Annotated in this window: 24 protein-coding genes; 9 read left to right on the plus strand and 15 right to left on the minus strand. The window is 75.6% G+C overall.

Annotated elements, in window-relative coordinates:
* Nucleotides 1–23: 23 nt before the first annotated feature.
* From ABD160_RS14785 to ABD160_RS14830, 10 genes are all read right to left on the minus strand, one after another.
* A complete protein-coding gene (locus ABD160_RS14785) occupies nt 24–875 on the minus strand; it encodes an alpha/beta fold hydrolase (protein ID WP_344022642.1) in 852 nt (283 codons plus the stop codon).
* Nucleotides 872–1,525: an isochorismatase family protein gene (locus ABD160_RS14790; protein ID WP_344022644.1), complete on the minus strand. Its 654-nt coding sequence runs from the start codon at nt 1,523–1,525 to the stop codon at nt 872–874. Before ABD160_RS14790 ends, ABD160_RS14785 begins: the two co-directional genes overlap by 4 nt.
* Nucleotides 1,522–2,067, minus strand: a complete 546-nt coding sequence (locus tag ABD160_RS14795; protein ID WP_344022646.1) for a (2Fe-2S)-binding protein — start codon at nt 2,065–2,067, stop codon at nt 1,522–1,524. The genes ABD160_RS14790 and ABD160_RS14795 overlap by 4 nt, the downstream gene beginning before the upstream one ends.
* Nucleotides 2,064–4,418 (minus strand): xanthine dehydrogenase family protein molybdopterin-binding subunit, encoded by a 2,355-nt coding sequence (locus ABD160_RS14800; protein ID WP_344022648.1) that lies wholly within the window; start codon nt 4,416–4,418, stop codon nt 2,064–2,066. The genes ABD160_RS14795 and ABD160_RS14800 overlap by 4 nt, the downstream gene beginning before the upstream one ends.
* Nucleotides 4,411–5,226, minus strand: a complete 816-nt coding sequence (locus ABD160_RS14805) for an FAD binding domain-containing protein (protein ID WP_344022650.1) — start codon at nt 5,224–5,226, stop codon at nt 4,411–4,413. The genes ABD160_RS14800 and ABD160_RS14805 overlap by 8 nt, the downstream gene beginning before the upstream one ends.
* Nucleotides 5,223–6,632, minus strand: a complete 1,410-nt coding sequence (locus tag ABD160_RS14810; protein ID WP_344022652.1) for an MFS transporter — start codon at nt 6,630–6,632, stop codon at nt 5,223–5,225. The genes ABD160_RS14805 and ABD160_RS14810 overlap by 4 nt, the downstream gene beginning before the upstream one ends.
* A 12-nt stretch (nt 6,633–6,644) precedes the next feature.
* Nucleotides 6,645–7,913, minus strand: a complete 1,269-nt coding sequence (locus ABD160_RS14815; RefSeq protein WP_344022654.1) for an FAD-dependent monooxygenase — start codon at nt 7,911–7,913, stop codon at nt 6,645–6,647.
* A 139-nt stretch (nt 7,914–8,052) separates the two neighbouring features.
* Nucleotides 8,053–8,565 (minus strand): MarR family winged helix-turn-helix transcriptional regulator, encoded by a 513-nt coding sequence (locus ABD160_RS14820; protein ID WP_425563618.1) that lies wholly within the window; start codon nt 8,563–8,565, stop codon nt 8,053–8,055.
* A gap of 67 nt (nt 8,566–8,632) precedes the next feature.
* Entirely contained in the window at nt 8,633–8,947 is a 315-nt protein-coding gene (locus ABD160_RS14825) for a hypothetical protein (protein ID WP_344022656.1), read from the minus strand.
* Nucleotides 8,948–8,988: 41 nt separating this feature from the next.
* Nucleotides 8,989–9,582, minus strand: a complete 594-nt coding sequence (locus ABD160_RS14830) for a TetR/AcrR family transcriptional regulator (protein ID WP_344022658.1) — start codon at nt 9,580–9,582, stop codon at nt 8,989–8,991.
* 274 nt (nt 9,583–9,856) lie between these two features.
* Here ABD160_RS14830 and ABD160_RS14835 point away from each other — a divergent pair, with 274 nt between their 5' ends.
* Entirely contained in the window at nt 9,857–10,753 is an 897-nt protein-coding gene (locus ABD160_RS14835; protein WP_344022660.1) for an SDR family NAD(P)-dependent oxidoreductase, read from the plus strand.
* 44 nt (nt 10,754–10,797) lie between these two features.
* On the opposite strand, the gene ABD160_RS14840 is transcribed toward ABD160_RS14835, so the two are convergent.
* On the minus strand, nt 10,798–11,313 hold the full coding sequence (locus tag ABD160_RS14840) for a hypothetical protein (RefSeq protein ID WP_344022662.1): 516 nt from the start codon (nt 11,311–11,313) through the stop codon (nt 10,798–10,800).
* Between the two features lie 167 nt (nt 11,314–11,480).
* Nucleotides 11,481–13,184 carry a glycoside hydrolase family 13 protein gene (locus tag ABD160_RS14845; RefSeq protein ID WP_344022664.1) on the minus strand — a complete coding sequence of 568 codons (1,704 nt, stop codon included), beginning with the start codon at nt 13,182–13,184 and terminating at the stop codon, nt 11,481–11,483.
* Nucleotides 13,185–13,274: 90 nt separating this feature from the next.
* On the opposite strand from ABD160_RS14845, the gene ABD160_RS14850 reads away from it, so the two are divergent.
* Nucleotides 13,275–14,297: a LacI family DNA-binding transcriptional regulator gene (locus ABD160_RS14850; RefSeq protein WP_344022666.1), complete on the plus strand. Its 1,023-nt coding sequence runs from the start codon at nt 13,275–13,277 to the stop codon at nt 14,295–14,297.
* Nucleotides 14,298–14,316: 19 nt separating this feature from the next.
* Here the strand turns inward: ABD160_RS14850 and ABD160_RS14855 are convergent, their stop codons facing one another.
* A complete protein-coding gene (locus ABD160_RS14855) occupies nt 14,317–15,441 on the minus strand; it encodes a DUF418 domain-containing protein (RefSeq protein ID WP_344022668.1) in 1,125 nt (374 codons plus the stop codon).
* A gap of 74 nt (nt 15,442–15,515) precedes the next feature.
* On the opposite strand from ABD160_RS14855, the gene ABD160_RS14860 reads away from it, so the two are divergent.
* The 6 genes from ABD160_RS14860 (at nt 15,516) to ABD160_RS14885 (ending at nt 21,599) form a co-directional block, all read left to right on the plus strand.
* Nucleotides 15,516–16,097, plus strand: coding sequence for a TetR/AcrR family transcriptional regulator (locus tag ABD160_RS14860; RefSeq protein WP_344022670.1), 582 nt, complete (start codon nt 15,516–15,518; stop codon nt 16,095–16,097).
* A 692-nt stretch (nt 16,098–16,789) separates the two neighbouring features.
* On the plus strand, nt 16,790–18,259 hold the full coding sequence (locus ABD160_RS14865) for an NUDIX hydrolase (protein WP_344022672.1): 1,470 nt from the start codon (nt 16,790–16,792) through the stop codon (nt 18,257–18,259).
* The gene (locus ABD160_RS14870; RefSeq protein ID WP_344022674.1) at nt 18,259–20,187 is read left to right on the plus strand and encodes an ABC transporter ATP-binding protein; all 1,929 of its coding nucleotides are present in this window, start codon (nt 18,259–18,261) and stop codon (nt 20,185–20,187) included. The genes ABD160_RS14865 and ABD160_RS14870 overlap by 1 nt, the downstream gene beginning before the upstream one ends.
* A 336-nt stretch (nt 20,188–20,523) precedes the next feature.
* A complete protein-coding gene (locus ABD160_RS14875; RefSeq protein WP_344022676.1) occupies nt 20,524–20,736 on the plus strand; it encodes a hypothetical protein in 213 nt (70 codons plus the stop codon).
* A 25-nt stretch (nt 20,737–20,761) separates the two neighbouring features.
* Nucleotides 20,762–21,124: a cupin domain-containing protein gene (locus tag ABD160_RS14880; protein WP_344022678.1), complete on the plus strand. Its 363-nt coding sequence runs from the start codon at nt 20,762–20,764 to the stop codon at nt 21,122–21,124.
* A 49-nt stretch (nt 21,125–21,173) separates the two neighbouring features.
* On the plus strand, nt 21,174–21,599 hold the full coding sequence (locus tag ABD160_RS14885; RefSeq protein ID WP_344022680.1) for an META domain-containing protein: 426 nt from the start codon (nt 21,174–21,176) through the stop codon (nt 21,597–21,599).
* A gap of 15 nt (nt 21,600–21,614) precedes the next feature.
* Here the strand turns inward: ABD160_RS14885 and ABD160_RS14890 are convergent, their stop codons facing one another.
* Both ABD160_RS14890 and ABD160_RS14895 read right to left on the minus strand, forming a co-directional pair.
* Nucleotides 21,615–22,391: an alpha/beta hydrolase gene (locus ABD160_RS14890; RefSeq protein WP_344022682.1), complete on the minus strand. Its 777-nt coding sequence runs from the start codon at nt 22,389–22,391 to the stop codon at nt 21,615–21,617.
* A complete protein-coding gene (locus tag ABD160_RS14895; RefSeq protein WP_344022684.1) occupies nt 22,391–23,446 on the minus strand; it encodes an alpha/beta hydrolase in 1,056 nt (351 codons plus the stop codon). Before ABD160_RS14895 ends, ABD160_RS14890 begins: the two co-directional genes overlap by 1 nt.
* A 248-nt stretch (nt 23,447–23,694) precedes the next feature.
* Here ABD160_RS14895 and ABD160_RS14900 point away from each other — a divergent pair, with 248 nt between their 5' ends.
* On the plus strand, nt 23,695–25,491 hold the full coding sequence (locus ABD160_RS14900) for an alpha/beta hydrolase (protein WP_344022686.1): 1,797 nt from the start codon (nt 23,695–23,697) through the stop codon (nt 25,489–25,491).
* Nucleotides 25,492–25,567 lie beyond the last annotated feature (76 nt).

Consider the following 25,567-nt stretch of genomic DNA (forward strand, 5'->3'; position numbering starts at 1 on the left):
GCGGGTGCCCGGCCGGGGCGCGCTCAGCGCACCAGCGGCTCCAGCGCGCCGCGCAGCAGCGCGCGCGCCCCGGCCGGGTCGTCCCAGAAGATCATGTGCCCGGTGCCGGGCACCCGTACCAGCTCGGCCCGCGGATTGGCGGCGGCGATCTCCGCGGCACCGTCGGCGGTCACCACCGGCGAGTCCGCGCCGTAGAGCACGGTGCTCGGCGCCGGCACCGACGGCCAGGCGTCGAAGAAGTCCTCGTTCTCGAACCCGGCGTGGGTGGCCCGGATCGCCGTCTCGTCGCACGACGACAGCCAGCGCGCCCGCAGCGCCTGCTCGGCCCGCGGCCAGCGCGGCCAGGCCCGGGCGACCTCGTCGGCGTCGGTGCCGCGGACGGCCTCGGCGAGCTGGCCGAGGAACGCGTCCAGGGTGGTCGGGTAGGGCCCGCGGCCGGGACCGGACAGCGGCGGATCGACCAGCACGGTGCCGCGCAGCGGCCTGCGCAGCGCGGTGACGGCGGCGATCCGGGCGCCCATCGAGTGCCCGAGCAGCACCGGCTCGGAACCCAGGTCCAGTTCGGACAGCACGGCGAGCACGTCGGAGGCGTAGTCGTCGAGCGTCCAGGAGGTGCCGGAGTCGGACAGCCCGCGGCCGCGGACGTCGAGCACCAGCGGGCGGCAGAGGTCGTTCAGCTCGCGGGCGACGAAGTCCATCGTGATCGCCGGGCTGGTGATGCCGGGCAGGATCAGCACCGGGGTGCCGGTGCCCTCGTAGTCGAGCACGTGCAGCCGCAGGTCGCCGTTGCGGACCCAGCGGGACACGGCCTGCACGTCGGCGAGATCGGCCAGCGCGTCCTGCCGGACCTGGCGGGTGGTGAGCGTGCCGGTCACAGGAGTCCCTTCAGGTAGCCGACGGCGTCGTCGAGGTCGATCACGTCGCCGTACTTGGCCTCGATGTCGAACAGGTTCGCCTCGTGCGGCCCGGCCGCGCGGTCACCGACGCAGTCCCGCGGCACCAGCACGCCGAAGCCGGACTGCACGGCGTCGACCACGGTGGCGCGCACGCAGCCGCTGGTCGTCGCGCCGCAGACCAGCACGGTGTCCACCCGGGCCGCGGTGAGGAACGAGGCGAGCCCGGTGTCGAAGAACGCCGACGCGCCCTTCTTGGTGATCAGGTTGTCGGCCGGGTCCACCGGCAGCCGGGTGTCCAGCGCGACGGCCGCCGAGCCCTCGGCGAGCCCGCGCAGGCCGGGCGCCTTCGCCGGCCACGGCAGCGTGTCCAGCTCGGCCGGGTGGTAGGCGACCGTCGTCCAGACGACCGGGGCGCCCGCCGCGCGGGCCGCCCCGACCAGTGTGGACGTCGCGGCGACGACGTCGGTGAGATCGGCGCCGGTCGGGTACTGCGGGTCGGTGAACCCGTTGCTCAGATCGACCACGACGATCGCCGGCCGGTCGCCGCGCCGGGCCCGGCCGCCGAACCCGGCACGCAGGTAGGTCGCGTCGGTCTCGGCGCCGTGCAGGCCGGTGTCGTGCGTGCTCATGCGGTGCTCCTGGGATCGGCTCGGGTGGCGGCGGCCGGCACCGTGTCCAGTGCGGCCTGCAGGGCGGCGCGGCGGCGGGACGCGCAGTCCTCCACCGCGTCGATGATGGTCTCGTAGCCGGTGCAGCGGCACAGGTTCGAGGCGACCACCTCACGGATCTCCGCGCGGGTCGCGTCCGGCTCCTCGGCCAGGAAGCCCTCGGCGAGCATCAGGAACCCGGGCGTGCAGAACCCGCACTGCAGGCCGTGGTGCTCGCCGAAGCAGCGTTGCAGGTCCGACAGCTCGCCGTCCGGCCCGGCCAGCGACTCGACGGTGCTGATCGCGGCGTTCTCCACCTGCGCGGCGAACAGCAGGCAGGCCCGCGCCGGGGCGCCGTCGACGAGCACCGTGCAGGCCCCGCAGATGCCGTGCTCGCAGCCGAGGTGGGTGCCGGTCAGCCCCAGGTCGTGGCGCAGCACGTCGGCGAGCGTGCGCCGGGGCGGGATCGCCAGGTCGTGGCGCTCCCCGTTGACGGTCAGCTCGACCAGCTGCACGTCGGTCACGATGCCTCCCGGTTGAGTGCGGCGTACAGGTCCGCCCGCGCCAGCGGGGTGTGGTCCAGCTCGACGCCGGTGTGCCGCAGCGCGTCGTTCACCGCGTTGAGCACGGCCGCCGGGGCGCCGATGGTGCCGCCCTCGCCGGCGCCCTTCGCCCCGTTCGCGGTGAACGCGCAGGGCGTCTCCAGGTGCTCGATCCGCACGTCCGGGATCTCGGCGGCGGTCGGCACCTTGTACTCCATGAAGCTGGGCGCCAGCGGCTGGCCGAGCTCGTCGTAGGTGACCTGCTCGAACAGTGCGCCCGCGATGCCCTGCGCGATGCCGCCGCGGGCCTGCCCCTCGACCACCCGCGGATGGATCGCGACGCCGCAGTCCTCGACGCAGACGTAGCGCAGGATCTCGACGCCGCCGGTGCCCGGATCGAGCGCGACGACGCAGCCGTGGGTGGCGTTGGAGAAGGTGCCGTCGCCGGCGACGTCGAAGGACGCGGTGGCGGTGAGCCCGGGCCCGACGTCCTTGGGCAGCAGGTGCGCGCGCAGGTACGCGACGTCGGCCAGCTCGGTGAACGGCAGCGTGCGGTCCCCGGCCCGGACCCCGCCCGCGCCGTCCAGCTCGCAGGCGTCGGCATCGACCCCGGCGAGGTGCGCGGCCAGCGCGCACAGCTGCTCGCCCAGCTTGTCGGTCGCGGCGGCGGCCGCGGACCCGCCGATGGTCACCGAGCGGGACGCGAACGAGCCCCAGCCGTAGGTGATCCGGTCGGTGTCGCCCTGCACGATGGTGACCTTGTCGTAGCCGATGCCGAGCCGGTCGGCGACGATCTGGGCGAACGTCGTCTCGTGGCTCTGGCCGTGCGACAGGGTGCCGGTGGTGACCGTGACGGTGCCGTCGAGGTCCATCGTGATCTGCGAGATGTCGAACCCGGGGACGACCTGCATCCGCCGCTGGGCGAACGCGCCGGAGCCGTAGCCGGTGCGCTCGGAGAAGCAGGCGTAGCCGATCCCGACGATCCGGCCGTCGTCCGGCGCGCGGCCGGGCCAGCCCTCGTCGCGCAGCACCTGCTCGCACAGGTCGAGGGACTCCCGGTAGGAGCCGGGATCGTAGGTGACGCCGTTGATCCCGCGGTACGGGAACTCGGTGATCAGGTTGCGCCGCCGGACGTCCAGCGCGTCCAGCCCGAGCGTCCGGGCGGCGCGCTCCATCAGCCGTTCCATCACCATCACGTACTGCGGCCGGGACACCCCGCGGTACGGCGCGGTGGGCGCCTTGTTCGTGGTGATCGCCCGGCCGCGCACCCGGTAGGCGGGCACCCGGTAGACGCTCGGCATCTCGGCCGACGCCATCAGCGGCTCGATGCCGGCGGTGAACGGGTAGCAGGAGTAGGCGCCCATGTCGCAGACGACGTCGGCGTCCAGGGCCAGGATCTCGCCGTCGCGGGAGAACGCGGCCCGCGCGGTGTAGTGCTGCTCGCGGGCGAGGAAGCTCGCGGTGAGCGCCTCCCGCCGGTCCTCGATCCACTTGACCGGGCGGCGCAGCAGCCGGGCGGCGGCCGCGGCGGCGATCTCCTCCCGGCCGACGACGCACTTCTGCCCGAACCCGCCGCCCATGTCCGGCACGGTGACCCGGACCTGCCGCTCGGCCAGCCCGGCGCACCGGGCCAGCACGGTGCGGACCTGGTGCGGGACCTGGGTGCAGGTGCGCACCACGAGCTGGTCGTCGCGGTCGTCCCAGTCGGCGACGACGCCGCGGGTCTCCAGCGGCAGCGCGTTCTGCCGCCCGGTGCGGGTCTCCACGGTGACCACGGTGTGCGCGCCCGAGAAGATCTCGTCGATGCCGTCGGTGGCGAACAGCGACACGTCGACGAGCACGTTGCCGGGCGCCTCGTCGTGCACCGGCGGGCCGTCCGCGGCCAGCGCGGCGGCCTCGGTGACGACCGGCGGCAGCGGCTCGAGCTCGACCAGCGCGGCCTCCACGCCGTCCTCGGCGGCGTAGGGGTCGGTGGCGAGCACGATCGCGACCGGCTCGCCGGCGAACCGGATCCGGTCCCGGGCGAGCACCGGCATCGCGGTCGGCGTGAACTCCTCGGCCGGCCGGTCGAGCAGCGCGGTGATGTCGCCGAGCCCGAGATCGGCGGCGTCGAACGCGGCGACGACGCCGGGCACCGCGCGGGTCCCGGTCAGGTCGACCGAGGTGAGCAGGGCATGCGCCTCGGTGCCGCGGACGAACGCGGCGTGCAGCATCCGGGGCAGCGTGATGTCGTCGACGAACCGCCCGCGCCCGGTGAGCAGCCGCGGGTCCTCCCGGCGCGGCACGGACGCGCCGACCCAGGTGCCGTCGCGGCGCAGGCCCGGCTCACCCATCGAGGGCCCCCGTCCCGGCCGGGCCGGGCGCGCCGGCCGCGGCCCGGGCCCTGGCGACCAGGGTGCGGACCAGCCCGCGCCGGTAGGACGCCGGTGCGCCGGGCTCGTCGCGCAGGTCGAGCGCGTCCGCGATCGCGGCCGGCGATCCCGCGTCGCGGACCAGCACCGGGACGGTGCCGACGCCGCCGAGCACGACCGATCCGGTGTCCAGGTCGACCCCGGCGGCGACGACGGCGAAGTCGCCGCGCCGGTCGGCGTACTCGGTCAGCGCCGCCCGCGGTGCGGGGCGGGGGAACACGATCTCCACGATCACCTCGTCGGGGTCCAGCGCGGTGGTGAAGGGCCCGAGGAAGAACTCCCCGGCGGCGATCTCCCGCCGGCCGGCGGGCCCCTCGGCGACGACGACGGCGTCCAGCAGCGTCGCGAGCAGGCACCACTCGGCGGTGGCGTCGGCGTGCGCGATCGAGCCGCCGACCGTGCCGCGGGTCCGGATCGGCAGGTGCCCGACCCAGCGCATCGCGTCCGAGAGCACCCGGAAGCCCGGGCCGAGATCGGCCTTCTCCACGGCCCGGTGCGTGGTGAGCGCGCCGATCCGCAGCGCGTCGCCGTCGCGCCGGACGCCGGCCAGCCCGGGCACGTGCGTGATGTCGACCAGATGGCCCGGGCGGGCCATCCGGAAGTTCATCATGGCGACCAGGCTCTGCCCGCCGGCGAGCACCTTGGGGTCGTCGTCGGCCAGCTCACCGAGCAGCGTCACCGCGTCGCGCACCGAGGACGCCCGGTGGTAGGTGAACGCGGCGGGCTTCACGTCTTCTCCACCGCCGGGTCGGCTGCGGGCCGGTCGATCTGCTGCTCGGTGCCGGTGATCCGGTCCAGCTCCAGGCCCTTGGTCTCCGGCGCGCAGAGCGCCATGAAGATCACCGCGGCGACGACCAGCAGGGCCATCACGGTGAAGGTCAGCGGCAGGCCGAGCACCGGCCAGAGCAGCGTGCCGAAGATCAGCGGGACGAACCCGGTGACCGCCCGGCTGGACGACGACGCCCAGCCGAATCCGGAGGCGCGCAGCTCGGTCGGGTACAGCTCGGAGACGTAGGCGTACATCACCGGGATGACCACGAGGGCGAAGAAGCCGAACACCGCGATCGTCGCGATCGACGCCGCCGCCGACTCCATGACCAGCGAGAACACGACCAGCGACAGCGCGGCCAGCGGTGCCGAGACGCCGATCACCCACTTGCGCCCGACCAGCTCGACCAGCAGCACCGAGGTGATGACGCCGAGGATGCCGACCGCGTTCATGATCGTCGTGGAGGCGAACGCGGCCACGTCGTCCATGCCCTGCGAGCGCAGGATCGACGGCATCCAGGACAGGGCGGCGTAGTAGACGACCATCACCGAGATGAACAGCGACCAGGCGACGCCGGTGATCCGCGGCGAGAACGCCCAGACCATCCTGAGCTGCTCGCCCAGCGCGGCGAGCCCCTTCTTGCGCGAGGTCGTCGCCTCGGGCGCGGCGGTGGTGATGACGTAGGTCTCGGGCGTCGCGCCGGTGCGCCGCACCATGTCGTCGATGACCTCGCGGGCCTCGGCCTCACGGCCGGTGCGGGCCAGGTAGATCGGGGACTCGGGCACGCCGCGGCGGACCCAGAACAGCAGCAGCGCGGGCAGCACCATCAGCGAGAGCATCCAGCGCCAGTTGCCCTCGACCGGGACGAGCAGGGTGGCGGACACCCCGGCCATGGTGGCGCCGATCGGCCACCAGCCGTCCATCGCGGCGAGGATCTTGCCGCGCAGCTTCCTCGGTGAGAACTCGCTGACGATCGCGTAGTCCACCGGGATGCATCCGCCGAGGCCGAGGCCGGCGATGAAGCGCAGCAGCAGGAAGATCTCCCAGTTCGGGGAGAGCGCGCCGAGCACGGAGAACAGCGCGAAGATCAGCAGGGTGATGCTGAAGACCTTCTTGCGGCCCATCCGGTCGGCGATCGTGCCGAACGCGACGGCACCCACCGCCATGCCGATCAGGTTGGCGGTGGCGACCAGCCCGCGCTGGCCGGTGGAGAGCCCGAACTCGAGCCCGAGCAGCGGGGTGAGGAAGCCGTTGAGGGCGACGTCCCAGGCGTCGAACATGTAGCCGAGGCCGCCGATGATGAAGATCTTGCCCTGGACCCTCCACCGCCAGGGCAGGTCCTGGACGACCTGGTCTCCGGTACGCATCGTGAGTGCTCCTTAGCGGGCGAACTGGTAGGTGATGGCCTCGTTGTCGGGGTCGTGCAGGGGGGAGCCGCGCCACAGCCAGTCGTAGGACACGTCGGACTCCCCGTCGAAGCGGCGCAGCTTGTCGTCGCGCTCGCGCTGCTCCGGGCCGTCGGGAAGGTGGTAGAACGCCATGTTCTGCAACGACGCGTCCTGCACCATCCCGGCGTGTTTCGCCCGCCGGTGGACGTAGCGTGCCAGCGCGCCGTCGATGCCGGACCGGCCGGCGGCGGCGAGCTCCTCGGCCAGCACGGCGGCGTCCTCCATCGCCTGCGAGGCGCCCTGGGCCTGGTAGGGGAGCATCGCGTGGCAGGCGTCGCCGAGCAGGGCGACCCGGCCGTCGATCCAGACCGGATCGCGGCGGCGCCGGTACAGCGCGAACGCGGCGACGTCGTCCTTGGCCTTGGACAGCATCGCGGGCACCCGGTCGTCCCAGTCGGCGAACGCCTCGACCATCTCCTCGGCCGAGGCCGGCGCCGTCCAGTCCCGCTCGACCCGGTCGGTGCACGGGACGATGGCGACGACGTTGAGGTACTCGCCGCGCCGGATGACGTAGTGCACCAGGTGCTTGTCCGGCCCGTACCAGATCGTGGAGTGGTAGCGGTCGACCAGGAAGCGGGTCGCCGGGTCGGCGGCGATCAGGTCACCGGGGATCAGCGCCCGGTAGGCCATCTCGCCGGAGAAGGCCAGCGTGTCGTCGAAGCCGGCCAGGTCGCGGACCGCGGAGCGGATCCCGTCCGCACCGACCAGCACGTCGCCGGGGAACCGGTCGCCGCGGCCGGTGACCGCGACCGGGCGGTCCGGCTCGGTGCGGTCCAGCTCGACGACCTTCGCGTCGGTGTGCACCTCGACGACCGGGCCGGGCCCGTCCGGGTCCAGGCAGGCGTCGAGCAGGATCCGGTGCAGGTCGGCGCGGTGGTAGTGCCAGTAGGGGGCGCCGTAGCCCTCGACGACGGACCGGCCGAGCGGGAGCTGGGCGATGATGCTGCCGTCCGCCCACCGGCGCCGGACCTGGTCCTGCGGCGCGGTGTGGATCCGCTCCATCTCGCCGCGCAGGCCCAGCCCGATCAGCACCCGGCTCGCGTTCGGCGCGGTCTGGATGCCGGCGCCGACCTCGCCGAGCTCCGGCGCCGCCTCCAGCACGGTCACCCGGCAGCCCTGCTGGCGCAGGGCCAGCGCGGCGGTCAGCCCGCCGAGGCCGCCGCCGACGACCGTGATCTGCAGGGACTGGCTCGGTGCCACCGCTACCTCCTCGGATTCCTGTGATGCAGCCCGCATCGGGAACTAATCCGAGCACGTACTATCCGGATACGCAAGAGTTTGCCGAGGAGTGAATCGGACCGAAACCGGGGTTGATCTCCCGTTCACACGGGAGCGCGGCTCACCCGGGGTCGTCGAGCGGCGGCAGCTCGGCGACCGCCTCCCAGTGCGCGCCGAGCGTGTTGAGCAGGCCGGCGATCTCCCGGCGGCGGTCCTCGGGGACGGCTGCGAGCAGCTCCTGGTCCAGTCGCCGGGTCCGCCGGGTCACCTCGGCGAGCGCGGCGGCGCCGTCGTCGGTCAGCGAGAGCAGCTTGCGCCGGGCGTCGTAGGGCGACTCGGTGCGGGCGATCAGCCCGCGCCGCTCGAGCCGGCGGCAGACGTCGGCCATCGTCGAGGTGTCCAGCGCGACCGCGCCGGCCAGCGAGCTCTGGTCGGAGTCGGGATAGGCCCGGACCGCGGACAGCACGGCGAACTGCGGGCCGGTCAGGACGCTGTCGACGTGCCGGTTCCAGGCCGCCAGGTACGCCTGGTACATCCGGCGGGAGCCGTACCCGGGCGCGGCGACCAGGTCGGCGGGCGGGGCGGCGGACCGCGCCGCCCGGCTGCTGGTGCTCGACGGCAGCGTCTCGCCCACTGAACCCTCCGGCGTCGATCCGGACCGGGTGTCCGGAACTGCCCACCGATCTTACGTGTTCGGACGATCACGCCGGGTGCCGGCTCCGCCGCCGCAGCCGGACCGCCAGTGCGTGCAGGCCCACGTTCAGCACCGCCGGGCCGAACGCGGCGGGCCACCACAGCAGGGCCGGGAGCCGGTCGTAGAGCTCCGGGCTCGCCAGGTGCGCCCACGACCAGGGCAGGCCGAGCCCGATCAGCGGGAGCCCGACCAGGCCGGCGCCGATGTTCGCGTCCGGCCCGGCGCCGGCGATCCGGAGCGCGCAGAACGCGGCGAGCAGGACGGCCACCAGGGCCGCGTGGATCCGGACGGTCCACATCGGGCGTCGGTCACGGGTGTGCACGGTCACATCCTGCCGTGCCCCGGTGCGGCTCCGGTCCCGGGTCAGTGCTTGCGCAGCCCGTCCACCAGCAGGTCCAGCAGGCGCCCGGCCTGCTCCCGGCCCTGCGGGTCGGCGATCGCCATGCAGATGCCGCTGGTGCCGACCAGCACGTCGGCCGCATCCACGTCGGAACGCAGTGTGCCGTCGGCCACACCGGCCTGCTGCAGCATGCGCACCGCCTCGACCATCCGCTCGCGGCTCTGCGCGAACGGGTTCCGGCCGCACGCGACCAGCGCGTGCAGCGAGTCCGCGAGGTGCTTCTTGGTGATCACGTAGTCGACGAACCGGTCCATCCAGGCGCGCAGCGCCCGGTCGGCCGGGAGCTCGGCGAGCAGTTCGCCCGCGGCCGCGCAGAGCCGGTCGAGCTCGTTGCGGTAGACGGCCTCGACCAGCGCGTCCCGGTTGGGGAAGTGCCGGTACAGGGTGCCGATGCCGACCCCCGCCTCCTTGGCGATGCCGTCGAGCGTGGTGGCCGGGCCGCCGGTGCTCTCCGCGGCGAACGCCCGGACCGCGGCGGCGAGCAGCAGCTCACGGTTGCGCGCGGCGTCCGCGCGCAGCGCGGTGCGGGTCCCGGATCGTCCGGTGCCGGTGGGCATGTCGTGCCTCCTCGAACGCGATCGGCTCCACGATACGGCTTGCGATCCGGAGGGTGCTCCGGATAGAGTTCCGAGTCATGCGGAGGATCCTCCGCTTTATACACCCGGATCCGCCCCGGCGCACCGCCGCATCGCAGCCGCCCGTGCCGCCGTCCGAGGTTTCCGGTGCTCAGAAGGGATCAATGCCATGTTCGTCCGGCCCGCATCCGTCCGATCCCAGCAGGTTCCGTCCCGCCCCGTCTCCGCACTGCCCGTGCCGGTGCCGCCCGCGGCTGTGGCACCCGCCGGTGCCGCGCCCGCCGCGGCCGGTGTCCCGACCGCCGCGCAGGTCCTCGCCGGAGTGGACCTGACCGGCCGTCGCGCCGTCGTCACCGGCGCCGCCGCCGGCGTCGGCCTGGAGACCGCCCGTGCGCTCGCCGGCGCCGGCGCCGAGGTCACCCTCGCCGTGCGCGACGCCGACGCCGGTGCCGTCGCCCGCGCCGCGATCGTCGCCGAGACCGGCAACGAGCGGGTCGCGGTCGGCGAGCTCGATCTCGCCGACCAGCGCTCCATCGCCCGGTTCGTCCGGCTCTGGGACGGCCCGCTGCACATGCTGGTCAACACCGCAGGCGTGTCGGCCGTCCCGCTGACCCGCACCGCCGAGGAGGAGTGGGAGCTGCACCTGGCCGTCAACCACCTCGGGCCGGCCGCGCTCAGCTCCGGCCTGCACTGGGCGCTGGCGGCCGTCGACGGCGCCCGGGTGGTCAACCTGTCGTCCAGCGCGCACCTCACCGCGCCGTTCGACCTGGAGGACCCGCACTTCATGTCCACCCGCTACGACAGCGCGCTGGCGCTCGGCCGGTCCCGCACCGCCGCCGTGCTGCACGCCGTCGAGGCGACCCGGCGCTGGTCCGGCGACGGGATCGCGGTCAACGCGGTCGCCCCCGCCGCGGACCGGCTGACCCCGCAGCAGGGGGCGGCGACGGTGGTGCTGGCCGCCGCGTCGCCGCTGGCCGGCGGGATCAGCGGGCGCTACTTCGAGGACCTCGTCGAGGCCGGGCCGGCCGATCCGCGGACCGGCCGCGGGGTCGCGGCGCACGCGCTGGACCCGGTCGTGGCCCGGCGGGTGTGGCGCTGGACCGAGCGCACGCTGCGCGAGACCTGGTTCTCCGGGCTGCCGGTGGTGGCCTGAACGCTCGTGCGCGGGGCCGTGACCCCGCGCACGAGCGTCGCCGGTCAGCGCCCGGCGACCAGCGAGATGTTCACGACCGTCCCGTCCGGCGCGCGGCGTTCCCACTCGTCGCCGACCTTGAAGGGTTCGAGCTTGCCGCAGCGCTCCCAGCGCTCCTCGCCCGGCCGCGGGTCGGAGGTCTGGGTCTGGCAGAAGTCCTCGCCCCAGTTCTCCCACACCCCGGTGAAGGTGAACCCGTCGGAGTACTCGGCGCTCAGCGTGCGATCGCGGTTGTACCAGATCTTCATCGTCTTGCCCTGCTCGTGGACGATCATCGTGTTGTCGAAGAAGTCGCTCAGCGGGTGGTCGTCGGTGACCGGATCGGGCGGCCCGTTCGTGCCGGTGGCCGGTTCCGGCGCGGGCGAGGCGGCGGCCGGCGCGGCCGCGGCCGCCGCATCGGGTTCGGGCCCGGGACCGGCGCAGGCAGACACCGCCAGCACCAGGGCGAGCGCCGGGAGTATCCGCGCGAGTCGCCGCAACGGCCGGGCGGCGCCGGTGCTCAGGGGGGCGAAGACGGTCATGAAGCCTCCTTCTGCACGGGCGACGGTGCCCGCGCTCCTTCAGAAACATGACCCCGGGATCGTGTCCCCCCGGGTGACCGGTGACACGCACATCGGTCCACCCATCGGACCATCCGGACATTCCCTCCGGGCGGCGACCGGGGAACCGGTCGCCGCCCGGATCGGGCTCAGGAGCGGAGCCAGACCGCGGTGTCGGCGGGGACCTCACCGCGCGCGGTGAGCGGTCCGCTGGTCAGCATCACCTCGGCGTCCTCCGGCAGCGAGACCGGCGCCGACGACACGTTCACCAGCGCGGTGAAGCCGCCGTCGCCGTCGTCGGAGACCCGGGTGAAGGCCAGCGTGCCCTCCGGCGACGGCTGCCAGCTCAGCGTCCCGCCACCCAGCGCCGGATGTGCGCGGCGCAGCGCCAGCGCGTCCCGGTAGAGGTTCAGCACCGAGTCCGGATCGGCCGCCTGGACGTCCGCCGCGTGCCGGGCGAAGACGTCCGGCTGCGGCAGCCAGGGCCCGGGCCCGGTGGGGCGCACGTCGCTGAACCCGTGCCACGGCTCGCCGGCCACCCAGGGCAGCGGCACCCGGCAGCCGTCCCGGCCGCGCAGGGTGTGCCCGGACAGCTCCCAGGTGGGGTCGTCGAGCCGGTCCACCGGGATGTCCTCGACCTCGGGCAGGCCGAGCTCCTCGCCCTGGTAGAGGTAGGCCGTGCCGGGCAGCGCGAGCATCAGCAGCGTCGCCGCGCGGGCCCGGCGCAGGCCGAGCCCGGGATCCGCCGGCAGATCGAGCACGTCGTCGAGGTTCCACCCGCGGCCGGCCTCGGGCTTGCGGGACAGCCGGTTCGGGTGCCTGCACACGTCGTGGTTGGACAGCACCCAGGTCGCGGGCGCGCCGACGGCCGAGTTCTCGGTGATCGCGTCGTCGATGTGCGAACGCAGGTCCTCGGCCAGCCAGGCCGCGGTCAGGAAGTTGAACGAGAACGCCGTGTGCAGCTCGTCCGGGCGCAGGTAGCGGGCCAGGCGCTCCGGGTCCGGCACCCACGCCTCGGCGACGAACACCCGCGGCGGGTCGTAGGAGTCACCGATCCGCCGCCAGGACCGGAAGACCTCGTGCACGCCGTCCCGGTCGAGATAGGGGTGGCCGCCGTCCTGCGCGTCGTTGACGCCCTCGACGACGTCGGGCAGCCCGGGCTCCTTGACCATCGCGTTGGCCACGTCCACCCGGAACCCGTCGACGCCGCGATCGAACCAGAACCGCAGGGTCTCCTCGAAGTCCGCACGCACCTCGGGGTGCTCCCAGTTCACGTCCGGCTGCCGGACGTCGAACAGGTGCAGGTACCACTGCCCGTCGGTTCTGTCGGCTCCGTCGGTGCCGTGCTCGGGCAGCCGCTCCCAGGCGGGTCCGCCGAACATCGAGCGCCAGTTGTTCGGCGGCTCGGCGCCGTCCGGGCCGCGGCCGTCGCGGAACAGGTAGCGCTCCCGCTCGGGCGAGCCGGGACCGGCGGCGAGTGCCTCCCGGAACCAGGCGTGCTCGTCGGAGTGGTGGTTCGGGACGATGTCGAGCAGCACCCGGATCCCGCGCTCGTGCGCCTCGGCGATCAGCGCCTCGGCCTGCGCGGTGTCGCCGAACATCGGATTGACCGCCCGGTAGTCGGCCACGTCGTAGCCGCCGTCGGCGAGCGGCGAGGGGTACCAGGGGTTGATCCAGATCGCGTCGACGCCGAGCCGGGCCAGGTGGTCGAGCCGGTTGCGCAGGCCGGCGATGTCGCCGGTGCCGTCGCCGTTCCCGTCGGCGAAGCTGCGGATGTACACCTGGTAGACGACGGCGTTCCGCCACCACTCGGCGGTCGCCTCCGGGCTGCGGGCTGGGTCGTGGGCGGTCATGCCTCTCCCCGGGTCGGAAGTGTGTCTCACGGTGTTTCACACTGTTCCATGCTGTTGCAACATCTGTCGAGGCGGGAGCAGACTGGCGTCGTGACCCAGGAGCGGGCAGGGCTGCGCGACGTGCCGCGCGACGTGCCGCGCCGGGCCGGGGTGCGGCGGGTGGCCGAGCTCGCCGGGGTGTCCCCGGCCACCGTCTCGCGCGCGCTGCGCGCGGGCACCCCGGTCTCCGCGGACACCCGCGAGCGGGTCCGGCGGGCCGCCCTGTCGGCCGGGTACCGGCTGCCGGCGCGCTCGCTGACGGTCGCGGTGCTGGCCCGCTTCCCGACCCGCTGGTTCTTCGCCGAGGCGGTCGCCGGCGTCGAGTCCGTGCTGGCCGCCGCCGGGCACCTCACCCAGCTGCACAACGTCGGCGACCCGGCCGGCCGGGCACACTTCTTCGCCACCCTTCCGGTGCGCGGCCGGGTGGACGGACTGATCGTCGTCGCCTCCGCGCTCGACGACGCCGAGCGGAGGGCGCTGGACGATCTCGGTCTGCCGGTCACGGTGGTCGGCGGCGACATGCCGGGGCGGCCCCGGATCGGGATCGACGACCGGGCCGGCGCCCGGGCCGCCGTCCGGCACCTGGCCGGGCTGGGTCACCGGGAGATCGCGCTGGTGTCGTTCGACCCGTCCGAGGCCTGCGGCCGCACCACCACCCGGGACCGCCGGGACGGCTGGGCCGACGCGCTCGCCGAGTCCGGGATCGCGCCGGGGCCGGTCCTGGAGGTCGGGGCCGACGTGGCGGCCGGGGACGCCGCCGCCGGTCGGCTGCTGTCGCTGCCGCACATGCCCACCGCGGTCTTCGCGATGTCCGACGAGGCCGCGCTCGGCGTGATCCGGACGCTGCGCCGGGCCGGGATCGACGTGCCCGGACGGGTGTCGGTGATCGGGTTCGACGACCACGAGATGGCCGCCGTCGCCGATCTCACCACGATCGCGCAGCCGGTCCGCCGGCAGGGCGAGCTCGCCGCGCGGGCGCTGCAGGCCGTCGTCGCCGGGGAGGAGCCGGCCGATGTGGAGCTGCCGACCCGGTTGGTGGTGCGGGGGACGACGGCGCCACCGGGCCGAGCCTGAGCCGGCGCCGGGCAGCGGCTCAGCGGGTGGGTTCGACCAGCCTGCGCAGCAACGCCTCCGCCGGGCCGGGCCGCCCGGCGCGCTCGGCGGTCGCCGCGACGCCGACGGTGACCGCCCAGACCCCCAGGCCGATCCCCGCCGCGCCGGCCGGGCCGACCGAGCCGCCGAGGTCGAGCAGGTACGGCTCGAACAGCAGCAGCCAGGCCACCGACTGGGCGAGGTAGCAGCTCATCGAACGCCGGCCGCAGGCGACGAGCGCCCCGGTCACGCCGGTGCGCGGCCGGGTGGCGAGGTGTGCGGCGAGCAGCCCGATCGCGGCGGCGTAGCCGAGCCCGCCGGCGTATCCGGTGAGCGTGTGCAGGGCGCCCGCGGCGACCGCGCCGAGGGTGTCGGGTGCCCAGTACCCGGTGGTCCGGGCGGCCTGCGGCAGCGCACCGAGCACCGCGATCGCGATCCCGGCGGTCGCGGTCCGGCGGAGCAGGGCCCGATGGGCCACCGGGTCCTCCAGCAGTCCGCGCCGGGCCGCCCAGATCCCGATCAGGAACGGAGCGGCCGCCATCAGCGCGTTCAGCGGGGTCAACACCGGGAACACGGTCAGCCGCAGCAGTGCCGACGACAGCGGATCGGCCGGCAGCTCGGCGCCGCCGGTCGGGTCGGGCACCGCGAGGACGGCCCCGTACACCGATGCGCCGACGATCCCGGCGAGCCCGGCCAGGACCAGCAGGCGCGGTCCGGGTGCGCGCAGCATCCCGGCCAGCACCAGGGCGAGCAGTCCGTACGCGGCGAGGATGTCACCGGTGAACAGCAGCGCGGTGTGCGCGATCCCGAACACCACCAGCCACCGGCCGCGCCGGCGCAGCACCCGGCGTGCCCCGTCCGGGCCGAGCCGCTCCTCCCGGCTCCGCAGGATCTGGACCAGGCCGTAGCCGAACAGCGCGGCGAACATCGGATACGCACGGCTGTCGACGAGCAGGGTGAGCGCGGCCTGGGCGACCGTGTCCACCACCGGCGCCGCACCCGGGAGCGGTGCGAGCACCCGGCCGGTGAGCAGCTGGGCATGGGCCAGCGCGATCAGCGCCAGCATCAGCCCGCGGGCCAGATCGGGTGCGAGCGCACGCTCGCGGAGGGTCGGGGAGACGGGCACGATGACTCCAGATAAGATACGGGACAGTATCTAGGAAGAGTAAGATACGAACCCGTATCTAACAAGGAGGGCGAGTGGCGGCACGTACCCGACGCCGTGGCGACCAGCTGGTCGCGGCGCTCCACGAGTCGGTCCTCGCCGAGGTCGACGAGGTCGGGCTCGGCCGGCTGACGATGGAGGGGGTCGCCCGCCGGGCCGCGACCGCCAAGACCACCCTCTACCGCCGCTGGCCGACCCCCGAGGCGCTCCTGCTGGACGCCATCGGCGCCGCCTACCCGGTGGAGCAGCCGTCACCGGCCGCCGACGACCTGCGCGGCGACCTGATCCGCGCGCTGGAGCTGATGCTCGAGTGGGCGCGGCACCCGAGCGCCCGGGCCGTGCAGGCGATCCTCGCCGACCGGCGCCGGGTGCCCGAGCTCACCGCCGGTCTGCACGAGGTCTTCGACGCCTCCGGCCGCCGGTTCACCGCGACCGTGCTGCACCACTACGCGCGCCTCGGGCAGCTCGATCCTGCTCTGCTCACCCCCGTCGTCGAGGACATCGGCGAGGCGCTGGTGTTCAAGCACGGCCTGGACACCGGGGAGGAGCCGGGCCGGGAACGGCTGGCGGAGATCGTCGACCAGGCGATCCTGCCCGCGGTCGGGATCGGCCGGTGAGCCGAGCCGCGCCCCGCACCTCGGTGCCCCCGCGCACCCCGGTGTCGTCGCCGCACCCGTTCCAGCGGGTGCGGGAGCGGGCTGGGGGTGCGGGACGGCGCGAGGCGGGGTGCGCGCTCGCCGCCGGGGTGCGGGGCCGCTGCTCTGCTCACAGGGCGTTCGGCATCGGGCGCTCGGAACCGGACGCTCGGCATCCCGCGCCGGGCACCTGCACCCGGTGCTCTGCGCCGGGCCCCGGCCACCCCTCGCCGGTCACCCCGCGCCGGTCACCCCGCGCCGGGCACCTCGCGCCGGGCACCTCGCGCCGGGCACCTCGCGCCGGGCACCTCGCGCCGGGCACCTCGCGCCGGGCACCTCGCGCCGGGCACCTCGCGCCGGCTGCCCCGCGTCGGGCACCTCGCGCCGGCTGCCCCGCGTCGGCCGCCCCGCGCCGGGCACCTCGCGCCGGGGCATCCGCATCGGGGCATGCGGCGCCGGGCAGCGCATCCGGGCACTCAGCACCGGGCCCCGCACCGGGCGCTTCTCGCCGCACCCCGGCGTCGTCCCCGCACCCGTTGCAGAGGGTGCGGGGAGCAGGCCGGGGTGCGGCGACCGGGGGGTAAGCCTCCGCGCTCGGTCCTGTGTGGCCGGATTACCCCGCCTTAACCTTCGCGCAGCGTGCTCCTACGGGCCGTTCACCCACGGTTACCGGCGTGCAGAACCCGATCGCGGACACCGCGCCGCCCAGCAGCCCACCCGTCCGGGCGGCCCGTCCGGTGCCGCCGGGAACCGGCGCCCTGGCCCGGGCCCGGCTGGCCGGCAGCGCCGCCGCCGCGGCCTGCTGGCTGCGGGCGCTCGCCGAACCGGGCGGGGGTGATCCGGCCCCGGTCGCGGCGGCCCTCGACGCGCTCGGCACGCTGCGCACCGAGCTCCGGTCGCTGCGCCCCCTGCTGGACCGGGCCCGCGCGGTCCGAGCCCGGGCGGCGACCGACGCACCGGCCCGGGCGCTCGCCGCCCGGCACGATCTGGACCACCGGATCGCCCTGCTCGACGGTGCGCCCACCGACCCGGAGGCCACGGTGCTGCGCGCTCAGCTGGCGCGGGCCCGCCGGCGGGCCCCGCTCCCGGTGCTCGACACCGAGCTGCGCCGCGAGCTGGACGCGCTCGCCACCGGCCGTGTCCCGCTGCGCGGCGACGCGCCGCTCGGTGACCCGGAGCTCCCGGCGTCGGTGCTGCTGCCGCCGCTGCTGCACCGCCGGTTCCGGAAGCTGGTGCGCACCGATCCGGGGGCCACCGCGGACGTGCTGCGGCGCGCCGCCGAGCTGCGGATCGTGCTGGCGCTGGCGACCGCGGGCGGGCTCGACCGGGCCGACCCGAGCGCAACCGGCACCCCGGCCACCCCGGGCGCCGCCGGCAGCCCGACCGGCACCCCGGCCGCTCCGGCGACTCCGGCCGCTCCGGCGACTCCGGCCGCTCCGGCGACTCCGGCGACCCCGGCGACCCCGGCCACCCCGGCCACCCCGGCCACCCCGGGCGCCGCCGGCAGCCCCGGCCTCCCCACCGTCGACGCCGCCGCGGCCGCGCTGCTCGACCGCGCCACCGCCGCCCACGACGCCGAGATCGCGGCCGAGCTGGCCGACCGGCTCCCACCCGGCCCGGCCCACGACGCGCTCACCCGGATCGCCACCACCGGGCCCGGCCTGCGCACCGCGCTCGCCGACCTGGGCGGGCTGCGCGATCTCCTGCCGGTCGACGTCGACGGCCCGGCCAAGCGCGCCGCGGGCGGGGTGCTGCTGCGGCCCGGCCCGGACGGCCCCGAGGTGCTGCTCGTGCACCGGGTCCGGCACGGTGACTGGTCGTTGCCCAAGGGCGCCGTCGCACCCGGTGAGTCCGATCTGGAGGCCGCGCTGCGCGAGGTCCGGGAGGAGACCGGGCTGCGCTGCCGGGCCGGCGCCGAGGTGACCGGCGTCCGGTACCGGGACCGCAACCGCCGGGCCAAGCAGGTCCGCTACTGGCTGATGACGCCGCTCGCCGGTGCCGGCTGCCCCGATCCGTCCGAGGTGGACGGTGTCCGCTGGGTGCCGCTGACCGACGCGCAGCGGTGGACCTCCCGGGAGCGTGACCGGGTCGTGCTGGACGGCGTCGCCCGCGAGCACGCCGGCCGCCCGGGGCGGGTGGCCTGATGATCGCGACGCTGTGGCGGTTCCGTGCCCTGCTCGCCGGGCACCGGATGCGACTGGCCGGTGGCGGCGCGCTGACCGTCGTCGCGGCCGGGCTGGCGCTGCTGCTGCCGTGGCCGCTGGCCGTCGTCGTGGACTCGGTGCTCGGCGGCGCCGGGGTCCCCGACCTGCTCGAACCGCTCACCCGGGTGGTCGGCACCGGTCCCGGGCTGGTGTGGGCGTGCGCGCTCGCGCTGTGCCTGGCCGCCGCGGCCGGGGCGGCCGCGACCTACGGCGCCGAGCGGGTGCTGGCCGGGGTCGGCGAGCGGATGCTGGCCGACCTGCGGCAGCGGCTGTTCGCGCACCTGCACGCGCTCGGCCTGCGCTACCACGAGGGCCAGCGGATCGGGGATCTCGGCAACCGGCTGACCGCGGACACCTCCACCGTGCAGACGCTGCTCGTCGCGGTGCTGTCGGTGCTGCTGCCGAACGCGACGCTGCTGGTCGGGATCGTCGCGGTGACCCTGGTCGTCGATCCGGCGTTCGCGCTGCTGTCGCTCGCGGTGGGGCCGACGCTCTACGTCGTCCTGGTGCACTACCGGAAGATCATCAAGTCCTGGGCGGCCGTCGCCCGCGCCGCCGAGGGCCGGGTCGCGGCGCACGCCGCCGAGTCGCTCGGCGCGATCCGGCTGGTCAAGACGTTCGCCGGCGAGGACCGCTCACAGGCGCGGTTCCGCGGGTACGGCCGGGAGCGGATGGTGGCCGGTCTGGCCCGGGTCGACCACGCCGCCCGGTTGCCCGCCGTCGTCGAGGTGCTGGTGCACGCCGGACGCGCGGTGGTGCTGCTCGCCGGCTCGCTGCGGGTGCTGGACGGGTCGATGGACCTCGGTGTGCTGCTGGTGTTCCTCACCTACAACGAGCGGCTCTACCAGCCCGTGCGCCAGCTCGCGAAGCTGCAGACGACGATCAGCAAGGGACAGGCTTCGGCGGACCGGGTGTGCGAGGTGCTCGACACCGCACCCGAGATCGTCGACGCGCCCGGCGCCCGGCCGCTGCCCCCGCTGCGCGGGCACGTCGAGCTGCGTGACGTCCGGTTCGGCTACGACCCGGCACGACCGGTGCTGGACGGCGTCTCGATCGTCGCCCGGCCCGGCGAGACGGTCGCGCTCGCCGGACCGACCGGCGCCGGGAAGTCGACGATCGGCGGGCTGCTGCTGCGGCTGCACGACGTCCAGTCCGGCGCGGTCCTGCTCGACGGGCACGACGTCCGCGCCGTCACCGTCCGCTCGCTGCGCGACCAGGTGTCGGTCGTCCCGCAGGAACCGGTGCTGATGGCCGGCACCATCCTGGACAACATCGGCTACGGCGCACCGTCGGCGTCCCGCGCGCAGCTGGTCGCGGCCGCCCGGGCCGCGCACGTCGACGAGTTCGTCGAGCGCCTCCCGGACGGCTGGGACACCGTGCTCACCGAACGCGGGTCCACCCTGTCCGGCGGGCAGCGGCAGCGGATCGCGATCGCCCGCGCGCTCGTCCGGGACACCCCGGTCGTGCTGCTCGACGAGCCGACGTCCGGACTGGACGCGGTGTCGGAGTCGCTGGTGATGGCCGGTCTGGAACGGCTGACGGCGGGCCGCACGGTGATCGTCGTCGCGCACCGGCTGTCCACGCTGCAGTCCGCCGACCGGATCCACGTGCTGGACCGGGGCCGGATCGTGCAGTCCGGCACGCACGCCGAGCTGGTCGCCGCCGACGGGCTGTTCCGCGACATGCACCGGCTGCTCACCGACGCCCCGGCGGACCCGCCGGCACCGGGGGACCCCACCGGCCGCCCGGTACCGGGGGACCCGGCCGGCTGCCCGGCACCGGGGGACCCGGCCGGCCGCCCGGCCGCGGTCGACCCGGCGACGGTGTGGCTCACGCCGGGGCGCACTGCGGGCCGGCGGATCGCGTGAACGCGGGCGGGCCCGGCCGCCGGGCCGCCGGGCCGGGCCCGGCGCCGGGAACCGGAGCCGGGGGGGTGTGGCCGGACGGGGGCCGGACCGGCCCCGAGTGTGGCCGGAAGGGGGCCGGACCGTCCCCGGGTGTGGCCGGAGGGGGGCCGGACCGTCCCCGGGTGTGGCCGGACGGGGGCCGGACCGTCCCCGGGTGTGGCCGGAGGGGGGGGCCGGACCGGCGCCGCGTGTGGCCGGAGGGGGGTCGGACCGGCGCCGCGCGTGGTCACCGGGCCGCAACCGTCGCCGTTGTCGGGGGTTCGTGGTTCCCTCGTCGGGGGAACCGGGAGGTGGGCCGTGGTCAGGGTGGACGGGCACTGGCGGAACCGCAGCTGGGTGCGCACGCACTACCGCCATCCGCTCCGGCCGGAGGCCGACCAGACGGTGCTGATCTTCCCGCGGGCCCGGCTGCTGCGGCCCGACCTGTCGGCGCACGGCGGGCCGTTCCCGTCCTCGCCGGTCGGCGGCGCACCCGGCCCGCGGCTGCCGGCGCCCCGGCCGCCCTCCTGAACCGGGCGGGGGCAGGATGGTCGGCGTGCCACGACTGATCGAGACCGCGAGCCGGGTCACCGCCGCCGGGACCCCGCCGAAGACCATCGACGAGTACGTCGGCCGGGTGAACACCGGCACCGACGCGCTGTCGGTCGCGCACATGCGCAGCCCGTCCGGCTGGGCCGAGCCCGGCCAGACCCCCGAGTTCGACGAGTACACCCTCGTCCTGCGCGGGGAGCTGCGCGTCGAGCACACCGGCGGCGAGCTGACCGTCCCCGCCGGCAGCGCCGTGCACACCGCGCCGGGGGAGTGGGTGCGCTACAGCTCGCCCGGCCCCGAGGGCGCCGAGTACGTCGCGGTCTGCCTGCCCGCCTTCGAGATCGGCGCCGCGCACCGGGACGACTGATCCCGGCGGGCCGGTCGACAGCGGACGCCGCGGACGGTAGGTGTGGGGTGTGCTGAACCGGACACTGCTGGGATCCGCGCTGGTCGCCGCGCTCGCGCTGGCCGGCTGCGCGGACCCGCCCGCGGGCGCGGGCGGCCCGGCCGGCGACGGACCGCGCCCGGCCGTCGCCGGGGACCTCACCGGCGGCCACTGGTACCCGGCCGACGGCACCGCGCAGGGCCGCGCGTTCGCCGAGTTCGCCGCGGACGGGAGCTGGACCGGCTCCGACGGCTGCAACGGCCAGAGCGGCACCTGGGCGCTCGACGACGACGGCACCTTCACCGGCACCGCGGGCATGAGCACCCTGATCGGCTGCGAGAACGTCCCGGTCGCGTTCTGGATCGACGAGGCGGTCCGGGCCGGGACCGACGACGGCGACCTGCTCCTGCACGACGCGGCGGGGGAGACGGTCCGGCTGGTCCGCGAGCTGCCCTGACCGGCCGGTGACCGCTCAGCGGGGGATCGGCAGCCAGTCCAGGACGTCCCGGATCCGGGCGTCCCAGTAGGCCCAGTCGTGCTCACCCGGCCCGTCGTGGCCGGTCACGTCGAGCCCGGCGGCGCGGGCGGCCGCGGTGAACCGGACGGACTGGTCGTGCAGCGGGTCCCCGGTGCCCGCGCAGACGAACAGCGGCGGCACCGCGGCCGGGTCCGCCCGCCCGACGAGCGCGAACAGGTCGGCGTCGGTGCCGGTCACCTCCTCGCCGCCGAGGATCCGCTCCCAGATCCGCGGGTCCTCCTCGCGCGGCGGGGACCGCACCAGCTCCGCGACGTCCAGCGCCCCGGACAGCGACGCCGCCGCCCCGAACCGGCCCGGCTCGCGCAGCGCCCAGCCGATCGCGCCGTAGCCGCCCATCGACAGCCCGGCGACGAACGTCCGTGCCGGATCACCGGACACCCGGAAGAACCGGGCGACGAGCTCCGGCAGCTCCGTGCACACCCAGGTCCGGTACCGGCCGCCGTACGCCTGGTCGAGGTAGAAGCTGCGGTGCACCTGCGGCATGACGACGGCCAGCCCCAGCTCGTCGGCGTACCGCTCGATCGCGGTGTAGCGGGTCCAGGCGGTGTCGTCGTCGGACAGCCCGTGCAGCAGGTAGAGCACCGGCGGCGGCGCGTCCAGGTCGCGCACGCCGGCCCCGATCCGGGTGCGGGACGGCTGCGGGAGCAGCACGGTGATCGAGGTGGCCAGCCCGAGCGAGTCGGCGACGACGTCGCAGCGCAGCCGGGCCATCAGCGCACCCCGGCGAGGAAGTCGCGCAGCACCCGGGTCCAGCGGGCCTCGGCGTCGAACAGCGGCCCGTGCCCGGACCCGTCGAACCACTCGGTCCGGACGCTGCCGCCCGCGTCGGCGTAGCGCTCCAGCACGGTCCGGATCTGGGTGACCATCTGCTGCGGCGGGAACTCCTCGGCGCCCGGCCAGCCGGGGATCAGCCCGGCCCGCCCGAGGGTGCCCGCCTCGAGCATCGAGCCGTCGGCGACGATCAGGTCGTCGCTCCCGTGCGTCCACAGCACCGGCGGCTTCGGGTCCAGGCTGACGATCCCGTCCCAGCGCAGGTGCTTGGGCGACAGCGCGTTGAGCACCCCGGAGCCGCCGGGGGCGAAACCGGGCCAGTGCGGCGACGACGCCGCCGAACCCGGGTAGCCGCCGTCGCCGATGGTGGTCAGCAGGATCTCCTCGACCAGCAGGTCCTCCCGCTCCGGGGACAGCCGGAACGACGGCGACCAGTACGTCCGGCGCATCACGTTCCGGATCGAGAACGGGCTGTCGGCCGAGGAGTCGCGCTCGCGCAGCCGTCGTACGAACTCGGGGTTCGCGCCGGCCGCGCCGGAACCGGCACCGTCGGGGTGCACCGGGGTGCCGTCGTCGCGGACGCCGCCGTAGCCGTACGGCCCGACCGGGTCGACCAGCGTCAGCGACGCCGCCGGCCGGGTCAGCGCGAACCGGGCGATCGCGCCGCCGCCGGTGGACCAGCCCACCAGGTGCGGGGGCGCGTCGACGCCGAGGGTGCGCAGCAGGGCGGCGACGTCGTCGGCCCAGTCGTCGAGCCCGCGGGTGGCGTCCAGCGGGGCGGGCTCGCTGCGGCCGAACGAGCGCATGTCCGGCGCGAGCACCCGGAACCCGTCCCCGGCGAGCGCCGGCATCACGTGCTCGTAGAACCGGCCGGTCGAGAGGTTGCCGTGCACCAGGACCAGCGGGGTCCCGTCGGACGGGCCCGCCTCCAGCAGGTGGATCCGGAGCCGGTCGGTCGGTACCTCGCGCGCACGCACGCCGGGCAGCAGGTCCACGCCCGGATCCTCGCGGCGCCCGTGCGGCGCGGTCAAGGACCGCCGCGGAGCCGTTCGCCGCCCGGCACCCGACCGGGGGAGCCGCTCCGCGCGGCGTGCACGCGTCGCCCGTTCCGGGGCCGTTCGTCCGAGTCCGTTACGCCGATCGCGTCCCTCTGCGGCGTGACCGTTGTGGACACGTGGTTGCGGGTGGCAACGTCGCGGCCCGACGTCGGGGGCGGGCGCGAGCCCGGGAGCGGGGGCCACACGTGCGCAGGACGACCGTCAGCAGGCTCGTCACGACGGTGCTCGCCTGCGCGGTCCTGACCGGCGCCGGGGTGCCGGGACGGACCGCCGCGCCCGCCGCGCCTGCTGTGCCCGCCCCGCCTGCTGTGCCCGCCCCGCCTGCTGTGCCCGCCCCGCCCGCCCCGCCCGCCGGGCAGATCGCGTGGGGGCCGTGCCCGTCGCCGCCGCTGCAGCAGGCCGGGGCCGAGTGCGGGTTCCTGCCGGTGCCGCTGGACCACGCCGATCCCGGCGGCGAGCAGATCGAGATCGCGGTGTCCCGGGTGCGCCACACGGTGCCGGACGCGCAGTACCAGGGCGTCATGCTGGTCAACCCGGGCGGCCCCGGCGGGCCCGGCCTCGGGCTGAGCCGGCTCGGCGGCGCCGTCCCGGGCAACGCCGGTGCCGCCTACGACTGGATCGGTTTCGACCCGCGCGGCGTCGGCACCAGCAGGCCGGCGCTGAGCTGCGATCCCGGCTACGGCGGCTACGACCGGCCCGACCACCGCCCGGAGCACGGCGCCGAGGCCGCCTGGCTGCCCCGGACGCAGGCGTACGCCCGGGCCTGCGCCGAGCGCGGCGGCGCGCTGCTGGAGAACCTGCGCACCGAGGACACCGTGCGCGACATGGATCTGCTGCGCGCCGCGCTCGGCGCCGAGCAGATCAACTTCTACGGCTTCTCCTACGGCACGATGCTCGGCCAGGTCTACGCCACGACGTTCCCGGACCGGGTCCGCCGGATGGTGCTCGACGGCGTCGTCGATCCGCGGGCCTGGTGGTACCAGGCGAACCAGAACCAGAACGTCGCGTTCGAGCGCAACATCGGGGTGTTCTTCGACTGGGTCGCGAAGAACGACGCGACCTACGGTCTCGGCGACTCCGGCGACGAGGTGGAGGCGCTCTACTACGAGATCGGTGACCGGCTGCGGGCCGAGCCGGCGGGCGGGCTGATCGGCTCGGCGGAGTGGACCGACATCTTCCTCAGCGCCGGGTACAACGTCGGCGCCTACACACGGGTCGCCGACGCCTTCGTGGCCGGCACCCGGGGCGACGCCGCCACCCTGAAACAGGCCTACGACCAGGCCGGGTCACCGACCGACGACAACAACTACGCCGTCTACCTCGCCACCCAGTGCACCGACGCCCCGTTCCCGCAGGACTGGGCGACCTGGAAGGCCGACAACACCGAGACCGACGCCGTCGCACCCTTCGAGACCTGGGGCAACGCCTGGTACAACGCGCCCTGCCTGGACTGGCCGGTGCCGCCGGGCCCGGCGCCGGAGGTGCGCGGCACCCTCGCCGAGGGGCCGCTGCTGATCTCCGAGACCTACGACGGCGCCACCCCCTACGAGGGCGCGCTGCAGGCCCGCCGGACGTTCCCCGGATCGTCGCTGGTCGAGGGGCTCGGCGGGCACACGCACTCGGCGTCGCTGTCCGGGGTGTCCTGTGTCGACGACGCGGTCGCCGCCTACCTCGCCACCGGCGCTCTGCCGGAGCGGACCGGCGGCGACGGGTCCGACCTGCAGTTGCCCCGCGGTGCCGCCGCCGGACCCGGTCGCCCCCGCCGCGCCGCCCGGGAGCTGACCGCCCCGGCTCCGCGCGCCTCGCTCCGGCCTGGCTCGCTCCGGCCTGGCTCGCTCCGGCCTGGCTCGCTCCGGCCTGGCCTGCTCCGGCCTGGCCTGCTCCGGCCTGGCCTGCTCCGGCCTGGCCTGCTCCGGCCTGGCCTGCTCCGCGCCGGCTCCGCGCGCCGAGATGCAGCTCACGGGGCGCTCGGCGGGCGATGACAGCGCTGAGCTGCATCTCGGCGCGCGGAGCCGCTGCGGGCACCGCATGCTGGGACGATGCCGGTGGGCGGGATCG

Origin of the sequence: Pseudonocardia kongjuensis (genome assembly GCF_039526905.1) — a bacterium.
Classification (GTDB): domain Bacteria; phylum Actinomycetota; class Actinomycetes; order Mycobacteriales; family Pseudonocardiaceae; genus Pseudonocardia; species Pseudonocardia kongjuensis.

Excerpts from the sequence above, each read along its gene's own strand:
- ABD160_RS14870 (WP_344022674.1), top strand. The coding sequence starts at position 18,259 with ATGATCGCGACGCTGTGGCGGTTCCGTGCCCTGCTCGCCGGGCACCGG.
- ABD160_RS14790 (WP_344022644.1), bottom strand. The coding sequence starts at position 1,525 with ATGAGCACGCACGACACCGGCCTGCACGGCGCCGAGACCGACGCGACC.
- ABD160_RS14810 (WP_344022652.1), bottom strand. The coding sequence starts at position 6,632 with ATGCGTACCGGAGACCAGGTCGTCCAGGACCTGCCCTGGCGGTGGAGG.
- ABD160_RS14845 (WP_344022664.1), bottom strand. The coding sequence starts at position 13,184 with ATGACCGCCCACGACCCAGCCCGCAGCCCGGAGGCGACCGCCGAGTGG.
- ABD160_RS14830 (WP_344022658.1), bottom strand. The coding sequence starts at position 9,582 with ATGCCCACCGGCACCGGACGATCCGGGACCCGCACCGCGCTGCGCGCG.
- ABD160_RS14890 (WP_344022682.1), bottom strand. The coding sequence starts at position 22,391 with ATGGCCCGGCTGCGCTGCGACGTCGTCGCCGACTCGCTCGGGCTGGCC.
- ABD160_RS14840 (WP_344022662.1), bottom strand. The coding sequence starts at position 11,313 with ATGACCGTCTTCGCCCCCCTGAGCACCGGCGCCGCCCGGCCGTTGCGG.
- ABD160_RS14800 (WP_344022648.1), bottom strand. The coding sequence starts at position 4,418 with ATGGGTGAGCCGGGCCTGCGCCGCGACGGCACCTGGGTCGGCGCGTCC.